Origin of the sequence: Billgrantia sulfidoxydans (assembly GCF_017868775.1) — a bacterium.
Taxonomy (GTDB): domain Bacteria; phylum Pseudomonadota; class Gammaproteobacteria; order Pseudomonadales; family Halomonadaceae; genus Halomonas; species Halomonas sulfidoxydans.
Window position 1 is genome coordinate 3312371 of the sequence record NZ_CP053381.1, and the last position, 13221, is coordinate 3325591.

7 protein-coding genes and 1 riboswitch are annotated in these 13221 nt (G+C 64.4%); of the genes, 2 read left to right on the forward strand and 5 right to left on the reverse strand.

Annotated elements, in window-relative coordinates:
- Positions 1-8: 8 nt before the first annotated feature.
- The 3 genes from HNO51_RS15345 to HNO51_RS15355 all read right to left on the reverse strand — a co-directional run bounded on the left by HNO51_RS15345 (position 9) and on the right by HNO51_RS15355 (position 4253).
- Positions 9-1781, reverse strand: a complete 1773-nt coding sequence (locus tag HNO51_RS15345; protein ID WP_197448118.1) for a SulP family inorganic anion transporter — start codon at positions 1779-1781, stop codon at positions 9-11.
- A gap of 11 nt (positions 1782-1792) precedes the next feature.
- Entirely contained in the window at positions 1793-2659 is an 867-nt protein-coding gene (locus HNO51_RS15350; protein ID WP_197448119.1) for an MBL fold metallo-hydrolase, read from the reverse strand.
- Between the two features lie 184 nt (positions 2660-2843).
- Positions 2844-4253: an MBL fold metallo-hydrolase RNA specificity domain-containing protein gene (locus HNO51_RS15355; RefSeq protein ID WP_197448120.1), complete on the reverse strand. Its 1410-nt coding sequence runs from the start codon at positions 4251-4253 to the stop codon at positions 2844-2846.
- Between the two features lie 251 nt (positions 4254-4504).
- Between HNO51_RS15355 and HNO51_RS15360 the strand changes: the two genes are divergently transcribed.
- Positions 4505-8356, forward strand: a complete 3852-nt coding sequence (locus tag HNO51_RS15360) for an Ig-like domain-containing protein (RefSeq protein ID WP_209537795.1) — start codon at positions 4505-4507, stop codon at positions 8354-8356.
- A gap of 12 nt (positions 8357-8368) precedes the next feature.
- Here HNO51_RS15360 and HNO51_RS15365 read toward each other — a convergent pair whose 3' ends face one another.
- Both HNO51_RS15365 and HNO51_RS15370 read right to left on the reverse strand, forming a co-directional pair.
- The gene (locus tag HNO51_RS15365) at positions 8369-9721 is read right to left on the reverse strand and encodes an HlyD family type I secretion periplasmic adaptor subunit (RefSeq protein WP_197448122.1); all 1353 of its coding nucleotides are present in this window, start codon (positions 9719-9721) and stop codon (positions 8369-8371) included.
- A complete protein-coding gene (locus HNO51_RS15370; RefSeq protein WP_209537796.1) occupies positions 9718-11466 on the reverse strand; it encodes a type I secretion system permease/ATPase in 1749 nt (582 codons plus the stop codon). The genes HNO51_RS15365 and HNO51_RS15370 overlap by 4 nt, the downstream gene beginning before the upstream one ends.
- A gap of 266 nt (positions 11467-11732) precedes the next feature.
- Positions 11733-11812: riboswitch (cyclic di-GMP riboswitch) on the forward strand.
- 115 nt (positions 11813-11927) lie between these two features.
- Between HNO51_RS15370 and HNO51_RS15375 the strand changes: the two genes are divergently transcribed.
- Positions 11928-13202 (forward strand): calcium-binding protein, encoded by a 1275-nt coding sequence (locus tag HNO51_RS15375; RefSeq protein ID WP_209537797.1) that lies wholly within the window; start codon positions 11928-11930, stop codon positions 13200-13202.
- The last annotated feature ends 19 nt before the right edge of the window (positions 13203-13221 follow it).

Genomic DNA, 13221 nt, shown 5'->3' on the forward strand with positions numbered 1-13221 from the left:
TTTCAGATTCATTCCGTCCCCATTGTCAGCGGTGCGGACTCCACTCCACCGCATGACGTTCCAGGGGATTGTGTTTCGCCGCGTAGGTAACGCCAGGCATCGAAGGTGCTGAGAAACACCAGGCCCGTCATGTCATGGCAGAAGTCAGTGTGCTTGAGCCGATCCATCACCGGCCCCTTGACCTCCGCCAGGTGCAGCTTGACCCCAGCATCCCGCAAGCGGGTATTGATCGCCTCCAGACTCTCCAATGCCGAGGCATCGATCCGGTTGACTGCCTGACAAGCCAGCACGATGTGTTCCAGCCCAGGCTCACGCGCCGCCAACGACATCACTAAGTCCTCCAGGTAGCGTGAGTTGGCGAAGTAGAGGCTCTCGTCGACTCGCAATATGGCCAGGCGCGGATCTGTCTCGACTCGATGTCGCTTGACGTTGCGAAAGTGTTCGGTACCCGGCACCCGGCCCACCACCGCGCTATGGGGACGGCTGGTGTTGTAGAGATGCAGCGCCAGTGACAGCCCCACCCCCGCGAGGATGCCGCTCTCCACCCCATGACCGAGCGTCACACCAACGGTGGCGAACATGGCCAGGGCATCGGAGCGTGAGTAGTTCCAGGTGTGCCGCATGGCCTTGATGTCCACTAGGGAGAGCACGGCCACGATAATGGTCGCCGCCAGCGTGGCGATCGGCAGGTAGGCAATCAGCGGGGTCAACAGCAGCGCGGCGACGGCGATGCCTACGGCGGTGAATGCACCGGCGGCTGGCGTCTCGGCGCCCGCGTCGAAATTGACCACCGAGCGGGCGAAGCCACCGGTCACCGGCATGCCGCCGGTCAGCGACGCGGCAATGTTCGAGGTGCCCAGGCCCACCAGCTCCTGGTCCGGGTCGATGCGCTGGCGCCGCTTCGCGGCGAGGGTCTGCCCCACCGAGACCGACTCCACGAAGCCGATCACACTGATCAGCAATGCTGACACGAACAGCTGGCCCCACAGCTCCCCATCGAATCCGGGAAGGGTCAGTGGCGGCAGGCCTGCCGGCACCGTACCTACCACGGCCACGCCCTGCGCATCCAGACCCAGCGACCAAGTCGCCAGGGCGGTGACGGCGACGGCCAGTATCGGCGCCGCCTTGGTCAGCATGTCCGCGGGACGTGCGGGTATGCCCAGCTTCCCAAGGCCGTGCTTGAGCCAACGGCGGGCAACATGGAGGAACGCCAAAACGGCGAAGCCGATGACAAGGGTAGGCCCGTTTACCCCCTCCAGACTGCCACCCAGGCTGACCAATAGCTCCAGCAGGTTATGACCGCTGGCCTCCACACCCAGCACATGCTTTAACTGGCTAGCGGCAATGATCAGCCCCGAGGCGGTAATGAACCCCGAGATGACCGGATGACTGAGAAAGTTGGCCAGGAAGCCCAACCGGGCAATTCCCATCAGGGTTAGAATCAGCCCCGACATCAGCGCCAGCACCAGCGCCGCCCCGAGGTATTCCGGTGAGCCCTGGGGGGCGATCTGTCCCACTGCTGCCGCTGTCATCAGCGAGACCACCGCCACTGGTCCCACCGCCAGGGTCCGACTGGTGCCGAACACGGCATAGACCGCCAATGGTGCGATGCTGGCGTAGAGCCCCACTTCGGGTGGCAGGCCGGCCAGCATGGCATAGGCCAGCGACTGAGGAATCAGCATGATGGTCACGATGACTGCTGCCAGCAGGTCGCTTGCCAGGGTTGCACGCCCGTAGCCTGGCAGCCACTGCAGTATCGGCAGATAGCGCTTGGGACTCATCGCGATGGCTCTCAGAACTTGTTGATCGGCACCTTGAGGTAGACTTGGCCGTTGTCCTCGGGCGGCGGCATATGGCCGGCGCGCATGTTGACCTGCACCGACGGCAGGATCAGCCGCGGCATGTCGAGGGTGGCGTCGCGCTCGGTGCGCATCCTGACGAACTCCTCCTCGCTGATGCCCTCATGAACGTGCACGTTGTGGGCACGCTGCTCGGCGACGGTGGTCTCGTGCTGGTACGCCTCGCGCTCCGGTGCCCTGTAGTCGTGACACAGGAAGAGCCGGGTTTCGCCCGGCAGCGCCAGCACCTTCTGGATGGATTGATAAAGGGTGCGGGCATCGCCACCAGGGAAGTCGCAGCGCGCCGTACCGTAGTCGGGCATGAACAGGGTGTCGCCTACGAAGGCCGCATCACCGATCACATAGGTCAGGCAGGCCGGTGTATGCCCCGGCGTATGCAGCACTCGTCCTTCCAGGTTACCGATGGCGAAGGTATCGCCTTCCTCGAACAGGCGATCGAACTGGCTGCCGTCGCGGGCGAACTCGGTGCCCGCATTGAAGGCCTTGCCGAAGACCTCCTGGACCACGGTGATCCTGGCACCGATACCGGTCTTGCCGCCGAGCTTCCCATGGAGATAGGGAGCAGCTGAGAGATGATCTGCGTGAACGTGGGTCTCGAGGATCCACTCGACTTTCAACCCCTCGCGCTGGATGAAGGCGACGATCGCCTCCGCCGAACGCGTATCGGTACGCCCTGCGGCGTAGTCGAAGTCGAGCACTGAATCGAGGATCGCACAGGCTCGACTGTCGGGATCCCGGACCACGTAGCTGAAGGTGTTGGTGGGCTCGTCGAAGAAGTGGGTCACGATGGGTTGGGACATGGGCCATGACCTCCGTTGGGTGTCGCTGCATGTCAGATGAGGCAGCATACCTTATCTAAAGTTCTAACGATATATCATTTTTGAATATAAAGCGACCACCTTGAAGCCAACGGCGATAGCACCGCAAGCGGGGCGAGGCGCGAGCCGAGCCTGGCGCCTCGCGTCAGCGCAGCAGGCGTAAATGCTAGAGTTCAATACGCTCGCCGTAGGCGGGAATGAAGGCTTCGATGCCGCTCTCGGCCAGAGCCGATTTCAACGCCTGCTGGGTTTGCGGTTCGCCGTGCACCAGGTAGAGGCGAGGGCGCTCCCGGAAGGCGCCGGCCCAGCCGATCAGCTGGCTCTGTCCGGCATGGGCGGAGAAACCGCCGATCGTGTGCACCTTTGCCCTCACCTCCAGTTCCTGCCCCAGCACACGCACACGTTCGGCGCCGTCGACGAGTTGACGCCCCAGGGTGCCGGCGGCCTGGAAACCGACGATCACGAGCCGGGTGTTGGCCTTTTCGAGGTTGTAGCGAAAATGGTGAACGATGCGTCCACCGGTACACATGCCGGCACCGGCGATGATGATCGCCCCGCCATGGATGCGATTGATCGCCATCGACTCCTCCACCGTGCGGGTCATGCGCAGGATCGGCAGGTACTGACTGGTATCGCCACTGGCGGCGATATTGAGCACCTTGAGGTCCTCGGCATCCAGGCTTTTGCGTGCGCGGTGGTAGAGCTCGGTGACCTTGATCGCCATGGGGCTGTCGAGAAACACCATCTGCTGGCGCAGCCGCCCCTCGTGGTAGAGCACGCTCAGGTGATAGAGGATCTCCTGGGTACGGCCCACGGCAAAGGCGGGAATCAGCACGTTGCCGCCGCTGGCATGGGCTTCCTCCAATACCTGAGCGAACTCTTCGAGCGTCTCTTCGAGAGGCCGATGGTCGCGGTCGCCGTAGGTACTCTCCATCAGGACCACATCGGCGTCATACAGCCTGGCGGGATCCTTCATCAGCACCGAGCTGGGGTTGCCCAGGTCTCCCGAGAAGACGAGGCGCTTCGTCAGCCCGGCGGAGGGCACGGCCAGCTCGACGATCCCCGAGCCCAGGATATGACCGGCATCATGAAAGACCAGGGACACGCCACCGGGTAGCTCGATGGGCTGACCGTAGCCGTGGGACTTGCACAATGCCAGCGTGCGCTCCACGTCCTCCAGCGCATAGAGCGGCTCGGCCAGCGGCCTGCCGCTGCGTTGGCGCCTCTTGTTCTCCCATTCGACGTCCTTGGCCATGATGAAGGCGGCATCCTCGAGCATGATGTCGAGCAGGTCGCGCGTGCCACGGGTGCAGTGGATCGGGCCGTCGTACCCCTCGCGCACCAGCTTGGGCAACAGCCCGGCATGGTCCAGGTGCCCGTGCGAGAGCACCACCGCATCGAGCTGCTTCGCCAAGGCGCCGAACGGCACGGCGTTGGCGGCGTCCGCCTGCCTGCCGCCCTGGTGCAGTCCGCACTCCAGAAGCAGACGGTAGGTGCGATCGCCACCCTCCACTTCGATCAGATAACGTGAGCCGGTGACTTCCCCCACCGCCCCCAGGAACGTCAATGTCGACATCTGCCCATGCCCCTTCGCTGTGGCCGTTACATTTTCAGCATACTCGAAGGTGGGGCCGAGGATGCAGGCAAAACCTAGACCTGGGTCAGGTTTGGCTGCAGTCCGTACGGCGCAGCACAGACCGAAAAACGTCAGACCACGACATGGCATTCCTGCGGTGCACGGGGTTGCGTCTTTGAGGTGGAGGCGTATCGACGATACTACTTAACATACAGAAACAAACGCCCACGTGATCCTTGGGAGGATTGGCCATGAGCTCAACGGTTCAACCGGAAGAGCAGGAGCAGGACGGCCTGGTCACGCTCGACAACGTGGAGGAGGCAGAGTCAGCCTCCACCACCGTCCAGTTCCAGCAGGGCCTCGACGGTTATGCCGGGTCCGTCGATACCTACCTGCACGGCGGTTCCAAGGCCACCAGCCGGGCCGGCGCCGCCACGCTCAACGTCGACAGCGACGACAAGGGCAACGAGGTGCAGACACTGCTGCGCTTCGAGCAGATCTTCGGCAGCGGCGCCGGGCAGATCCCGCAGGGCGCCACCATTCTCTCCGCCACCCTGGAGCTTCATACCACCAGCAAGGGCGATGGCGCCCGACTGCACCGCATGCTGATACCGTGGAACGACACCGATACCTGGAACAGCTTCAGCGACGGGCTCCAGGCCGACGGCGTCGAGGCCCGCGCCAGCGCCGACCTCACCACCGGCTTCGTGCCCACCGGCACCACCCGGCTCGACGTCAGCGCCAGCCTGCAGGCCTGGGCCGACGGTGCGCCCAACCACGGCTGGGCGTTCCTGTCGACGGGTCCCGACGGCTGGGACTTCCACTCGGCGGAGGGCAGCACGCCGCCACGGCTGGTCGTCGAGTACACCACCGACGGCAGCGAACCCGACAACCGCCCGCCGGTGGCCAACGACGACAGCGCCACGACAACGGAGGGGGAGGCGGTCGAGATCGCCGTGCTGGCCAACGACAGCGACCCCGACGGGGATCCGCTGACGGTCGACAGCTTCACCCAGCCGGCCAACGGCAGCGTCACCCTCACCGATGACGACATGCTCGCCTACACCCCCGATGACGGTTTCACCGGCGAGGATAGCCTCACCTATCGCGCCTCGGATGGCGAGCTGGCCAGCGATTCCGCCACCCTGAGCGTCACGGTCGAGGAGAACGAACCACCGCCCGCGTCCGCCACGCTGCAGTTCCAGCAAGGCGTCGATGGCTATGCGGGGGTCGTCGACACCTATCTCCACGGCGGCTCCAAGGCCACCAGCCGGGCCGGCGCCACCCTCCTCAACGTCGACAGCGACGACAAGGGCAATCCGGTGCAGACGCTGCTGCGCTTCGAGCAGATCTTCGGCAGCGGCGCCGGGCAGATCCCGCTCGGTGCCACCATCGTTTCCGCCACCCTGGAGCTCAACACCAGCGGCAAGGGCGACGGCGCCCGGCTGCACCGCATGCTGGTGCCGTGGAACGACACCGATACCTGGAACAGCTTCAGCGACGGTCTCCAGGCCGACGGTGTCGAGGCCCATGCCAACGCCGACCTCACCACCGGCTTCGTGCCCACCGGCACCACCCGGCTCGATGTCACTGCCAGCCTGCAGGCCTGGGCCGACGGCGCGCCCAACCACGGCTGGGCGTTCCTGCCGACGGGCCCCGACGGCTGGGACTTCCACTCGGCGGAGGGTAGCACGCCGCCGCGGCTGGTCGTCGAGTACACCACCGACGGCAGCGAACCCGACAACCACCCGCCGGTGGCCTACGACGACAGCGCCACGACCAGCGAAGATGCCGCGGTCGAGATCGCCGTGCTGGCCAACGACAGCGACCCCAACGGGGATCCGTTGACGGTCGGCAGCTTCACCCAGCCGTCCAACGGCAGCGTCACGCTGAATCCCGACGGCACCCTCCTCTATACACCCACGGCGGGCTTCGTCGGCGATGACGTCTTCACCTACCGTGCCTCGGATGGCGAGCTGGCCAGCGACCCCGCCACCGTGACCGTCACGGTCGAGCCGGCCGAACCACCTCCCGCTTCCGGCACGCTGCAGTTCCAGCAGGGCCTCGACGGCTATGCCGGTGTCGTCGACACCTACCTGCACGGGGGGTCCAAGGCCACCAGCCGGGCCGGGGTGACCACGCTCAACGTCGACAGCGAGGACAAGGGCAACGCGGTACAGACGCTACTGCGCTTCGAGCAGATCTTCGGCAGCGGATCCGGGCAGATCCCGCTGGGCGCCACCATCGTCTCCGCCACCCTGGAGCTCAACACCACCGGCAAGGGTGACGGCGCCCGGCTGCACCGCATGCTGATGCCGTGGAACGATACCGATACCTGGAACACCTTCACCGATGGCCTCCAGGCCGACGGCGTGGAGGCCCATGCCAGCGCCGACCTGGTCACCGGCTATGTACCTGTCGGCACTACCCGGCTCGACGTCACCGCCAGCCTGCAGGCCTGGGCCGACGGCACGCCCAACTACGGCTGGGCCTTCCTCCCGGTGGGCCCCGACGGCTGGGACTTCCATTCGGCGGAGGGCAGCACGCCACCGCGACTGGTCGTCGAGTACACCACCGACGGCAGCGAACCCGACAACCACCCGCCGGTGGCCAATGACGACAACGCCACGACCAGCGAGAACGCGGCGGTCGAGATCGCCGTGCTGGCCAACGACAGCGACCCCGACGGGGATCCGTTGACGGTCGGCAGCTTCACCCAGCCGACCCACGGTAGCGTCACGCTGAACCCCAGCGGCACCCTCACCTACTCGCCGAACCAGGGTTTCATCGGCAGCGATAGCTTCACCTACCGCGCCTCGGACGGGAGCCTCCAGAGCGGTTCAGCCACGGTCATCGTCTCCGTCGAATCCGGCATGCCCCCGCCCATTCCGCTGGAAACCTCCTACATTGCGACCGAATTCGGCACAGACCACCGACGCAATTTCGAGCACACCAATGCCAACAAGAGTTTCTTTCATGCCGGTACCTGGTGGGCCGTGTTGCCGGAGCAGAGCGGCTGGCACGTGTATCGCTTCGACGGCACCCTGCCCGAACCCGGCACGATGGGCGGGTGGTCGGTGGCGAGCCCGACCATGATGACCAGCGGCCGCCGAGCCGACATCGCCTGGCATGACGCGACCGATACGCTGTACGTGCTCAATTTCGGACCCACCGAATCGACGCCGCACCTCTACGCCATGGCCTATGACGCCCAGGCCCAGTCGTTCGTCGTGTCGGCGGATATCAAGCTGGCCGGTTCGGGCGGCAAGCTGTCGGGAGTGGAATGGCAGCGCAACCCCGACATGGCATTGGGAATGGACCAGAACGGCAACCCGCTGGTGGCCATCATCGGCCCTTCCGAAGCGGGCGGCGAACAGGGCTTGAAGCTGGCCTACCCGACCTCGAGCGACCTCTCGGCCTGGAGCGTGGTCGATATCGATAACGGCCCCACCACCGTCTCGGCCAGCAACGGCGACAACAAGGTCGACTTCGTGTCCTTCCAGTTGAACGGCATCGACCATGTCGGCCTCGTCTACGGCGACAGCACCGCCAACGCCTGGAAGTTCGCCTCCCAGCCAACCTCCGCGACGCCCAGTGACTACGCCGACGGCTGGACCATCGAGCAGATCACCGACCGCGTGGCCCTGGATGATCACCTTGCCGCGGTATGGACCGGCAGCGCCATCGTCATGACCATGAAAGACGACAGGGATGCGATCTGGCTGGTCAAGGGCCTGCCCGGCGCCTGGGAGGAGCCGGTACTGGTGCATGCCGCCTCCCACAAGGCCAGCCGGCCGACCCTGGCCTATGACGAAGACAACGACTTCATCTACGTCTTCTACCAGGAGAACGCCGTGAGCCCGTATGGTGACATTCATTTCAAAGTTTCACAGGTCGCCGAGCTATCCTTCGACACCGCCGCTTCCGGCACGCGAATCCTGACCAGCGGCAGCAATGACGAGAACATGACCGACCCTCAGACCCCCGTGCACGCCGTCGGTGAAGCTACCGGCGACAAGTTCTTTCTGTTCGCCCGCAACGCCGAGGCCAAGGAGATCTGGTACAACGACTTCCAGCTTGACGACGACATCTTTCTCGCCTGAGCGCCGGGCGCGTCACGCCTCGCGCACCGACCGGGCAAACATGTCGGTGAGCGGCTTGAGCAGATAGCTGGCGAAGGTACGCTCACCGGTGCGGATCATGACTTCCGCCGGCATCCCCGCCAGCAGCTGCATGTGGCCGTCCAGGGCCTGTCGCCCCGTGTCGGACACTCTCAGCCGAACGCGATAGAACCGCGCACCGGTCGCCTCGTCGGTCTGGCTGTCGGCACTGACATAGACGACTTCTGCCAGGCTCGAATGGGTCTGGCGCTGGTTGAAGGCGGTAAAGCGGATCTCGGCCGCTTGCCCCGGATACAGCCGGTCGACATCGCGCCCGGGCACGCGAGCTTCGATGATGAAGCCATCGCCCGCCGGTACCAGGTCGAGCAGCGAATCGCCCGGACGAACCACATCGCCGATGGAATGCACGCGGCGTTCCACCACCGTACCGGCGACGGGCGCCTTTATCGTGGTTCGCAGAACCTGATCCGACAGCGAGATGATGCGCTCCTCGGCTTCCGAGACCCGCGCCTGAACGTCGCGCAGTTGCTCGCCTACTTCCTTGTGGAATTCCTGAATTCGAACCTCGCGCAGCATGCGGTTCTCGCTCAGTTGGGAGCCCAGCCGACCGATCTCGGCACGCCGGCCGGCCACCTCGCCTTCGAGTTGCAGCAGGTCGCGCTCGACCTCCCGCAGACGCAGGTTATCGACGAGCCCCTTGGAATAGAGTCCGCGCAGGTCATTCTCCTCGGCGCTCAGCGAGGCCAGGTGACGCTCTCCCAGCCGCACCGCCTCCTCCAGTCCTTCGATCTGGCGTCTCAGCTGTATGACCTGCTCGTCCAAGGCCTCCAGCGCACCGCGATGGGATTCACGCCGCGCGACGAACAGTGCCTGTTGCAGGGCCAGCACCTCCTGAACCCTCGGCAGGTCGCTCGTTGTCAGCTCCTCGGGGATCGACAGCGTTGCACTGCCTTGCTGTTCGGCCAGCAGACGCAGCTCAGTGGCCCGGTGAATGAGATACTGCGAACGCATGATCTGCAGCTGACTTCGGGCCTGGGTATCGTCGAGCACGACCAGGGGCTGGCCAGCCGTCACGCTGTCGCCATCCTCTACCAGAATCTCCCGCACGATACCGCCCTCGAGATGCTGCACCGTGCGCCGGTAGGACTCCGCCGCCACGTACCCCGGCGCCACCACCGAGACGGAGAGTTCCGCGGTAAAGGCCCAGCCTCCAAAGCCCCCCAGCCCCAGCAGCAGCACCAGCAGGCCAAGGCGGTGATAGCGGCGCTCGTCGAGGGGAACGTGCGGGACCGATGCCGGCGCCGAGCCTGCCCCCACGCATGGCTGGTCGTCTCGGGTCGTCGTCATCTTCGCCCCTCCACGGGTGGTGGCGCGGCCGCCTGGCGCGCCTGCGCCTCGGCGGCCGCGCTGGGCACCGGCTTAATGGTCAGGCTTGCCATCACCTCTTCCCGCCGGCCGAAGCGCTGCATCTCGCCCTCGCGCAACAGCAGCAGCCGGTCCATTCCCTTCAGCACGCTGATGCGGTGGCTGATCACGCAGAGGGTGACGCCCTCCTGCTTGAGCGCCGACATCGCCGCCGCCAGGGCTCGCTCGCCGCGGTCGTCGAGGTTGGCATTCGGCTCGTCCAACACCACCAGCACGGGATCGCCATAGAGCGCGCGCGCCAGGGCAAGGCGCTGACGCTGCCCCCCCGAAAGGCCGCTGCCGGAAGCGATGAGGGTGTCGTAGCCATCGGGAAGGGCCAGGATCATCTCGTGCACGCCCGCCTTGCGCGCCGCTGCCACGACCCGGAGCGAGTCGACCTCGCCGAAGCGGGCAATGTTCTCGGCGATGGTGCCATCGAACAGCTCGATGTCCTGGGGCAGGTAGCCGATGCACGGGCCCAGGGCGTCACGTTGCCAGCTGGCAATGTCGGCTCCGTCGAGACGCACCGTCCCGGCCGACACGGGCCAGATGCCCAGCATGACCCGAGCCAGGGAGGATTTGCCGGCGGCACTCGGCCCGATGATGCCGAGATGCTCGCCGGGCGCCAGCTCGAAATGGATGTTGCTCAGCACCGGAATCCGGCCGCCCGGCAAGCTCGCAGTCACGTTCTCCAGACACAGACGGCCGCTTGGCCGTGGCAAGGGCATCCGCTCGGGCTCCACCGGTACCTTGAGCAGTAGTTCCTCGAGACGGTGGTAGGCGCCACGCGCGGAAATGAAGCCCCTCCAGGTGCCGATCATTCGGTCGATGGGGGCCAGCGCTCGCCCCATCACGATGGAGCCGGCGATCATCATCCCCGGCGTCAGTTCTTCCCGCAGCACCAGCCAGGCGCCCAGTCCCAGGATCAGGGATTGGGCCAGCAGGCGCAGCACCCGTGCACTGCTGGCCAGTGCCTCGCCGCGATCGCTGGCCTGGGATTGCCCCGCCAGGTAGCGCCGGTGTCGCTGCGACCAGCGCGCCAGAATGCCCGGCAGCATGCCCATGGCGTGCAGTGCTTCGGCGTTGCGCAGGTTGGCGTCGACCAGTTCGTTCGCCTTGATCTGTTCGATGGCAGCCCCGCTCAGCAGCGGCTGGGTCATCTTCTCCCCCACCGCGGTCAGCGCCAGCAGCACCAGGCCGGCCCCCGTGGCGAACAGCCCCAACCAGGGATGGAAGAAGAAAAGCACTGCCAGGTAGACCGGTACCCAAGGGGCATCGAAGAACACCAGCAGCCCATTGCCGGCCAGGAACTGGCGCAGGGTAGCCAGGTCGGTGAGCGGCTGGGCCGACTGCCGGCTTCCCGTCAGCAGGCTGTGCCGAAACATGGCCTGGCACAGCCTCCCGCTGAGCTGAAGATCCAGGCGATTGCCGATACGCACCAGGATGCGATAACGCACCAGCTCGAGCAGCCCCATGATGAGGAACAGGAAAACCACCACCAAGGTAAGCATCAGCAGGGTCTCGCCGCTCAGGGTGGTCAACACGCGGTCGTATACCTGCAGCATGTAGATGGCCGGTACCAGCATCAGCAGATTGACGAAGAGGCTGAAGAGCCCCACCGAGACAAAGGAACCCCGACAGGCCTGCAGGGCATGGTGAAGTTCCGAGGCTTGAGGTATCCGGACCATTGCAGGTCACCGTGTGGGAGAGACGCCAACCCAACCTTCATTACGGAAAGAAACACACCGTTTCAATCACGGTAGCATGCGGATGGCTAGATGGTTGATAAGGCTTAGGAAAATGGTCGTCACGTGTGAGCCTCGTCATGCTTGGAAGCACCTTTCAGGCACTGCTCTAAACAAATTTGTTGCACAAATTTACTTTTGGATAACAATTTGAACTGAGCCTGTCGCCCGCAGGGAGCTTACTCCTCTACAGACGCTGCGCTTAGCGCCATCAGTACCGCCAAACCTGCAGCGATGCAGGGACGGAAAGCCACGGGTCTCGTCCTCACGAGACAGCCGGGCCGCCTGAAACAGGCGCCTTGATATAACCAGAAGAAACACAAGGCGGCGAAACAGGCAGTGAGCCCGACTTGGCCAATGCCTGTGCCAGCTCGAACCAAGATCAGGCATTGAGGGTTCATACGATGACATCCTTCTTCCAATACCTCGGTGACACCAATCTGGATAGCCAGAACGTCTTCTCCAAGGAGTACACGGCATGGCTCAGCAGCGTCGTACTCGGTGACCCAGGCGTCACGGCCTGGCTCGAGACCCAGCTCGAGGGCGATCAGCTCGATGCCTTCCGGGAAGGCAACTACATGGTAGAACTCAACCAGAACAGCATTGATGGCGCGCCCTACCTGACCTTCGGCGATAGCGGCAGCTTCGAGCTGACAGAACTTTTCAGCGGCGAGAAAGATTCCTTCACATGGTACAAGGGAAAAACCTCTCAGGAACGCTGGTTCTTCGATAGCTACTCCGTGCCGGGCGGCGAGGCCGAGAACCAGGCGCCAACCGATATTCGCCTCGATGTTGGCCTTGAGTTTGCTCAGAGCCTGAATGGAGCTGGCAATACTGCTGCTGGCGGACAGACCCCTTCAGGGGAAGTCATCGGCACCCTGTCGGCCATTGATCCCGATGCTGATGAAAACCACACCTTCGAGATCGTAGATGGAGACGACCGTTTCGAGATCGTCAATGGAAACCAGCTGAAGCTCAAGGACGGCGAGGCCATTAAAGAGCAGGATGACGACGTTACGGTGACCATCAAAGTCACGGATCAGGCGGGTGAAAGCTACTATAAGGCGTTCACCTTTATTGCTGGCACGGACGCAGGCCAGAATCAGCAAAATGCTGAACATATCGATGGGACGCCGCAAGCTGGTGAAGGTACCGAAAACGACCCGGCAACCGGCAATGACATCGCTCTCGGCTTCCGAGGCGTTGATGTCATCGATGGCTCCAGCGGCGACGACATCCTGTTCGGCGGCCAAGGCAACGACACCCTGTATGGCGGGGAAGGCAACGACCAGCTGTTTGGCGGCAACGGCGGCGATACCCTCATTGGCGGACCCGGCGACGATATCCTCTGGGGGGGCGCCGGCGCCGACACCTTCAAGTGGATGCTGGGCGATCAGGGCAGCGTGGACACCCCCGCCGTCGACAGGATCATGGACTTCAGCAAGACGGAAGGTGACAGGATCGACCTCAAGGACCTGCTCGGCGGCGATGCCGAACTGCTCTTTACCGAAGGGGACGGCAAGGCCGAACTGCATGTCGAGACCCAGGGCAGCGGTATCGATCAGAAGATCATTTTCGACAATGCTTCCCTCGCCGAGCTGCAGCTGGCCTTCGAGGCCACCGACGCGGCCGATCTGTTGGCCAAGATGGTCGATAGCGGCAACCTGATCATCGAATGATCCAGCGGGGCCTGTACCA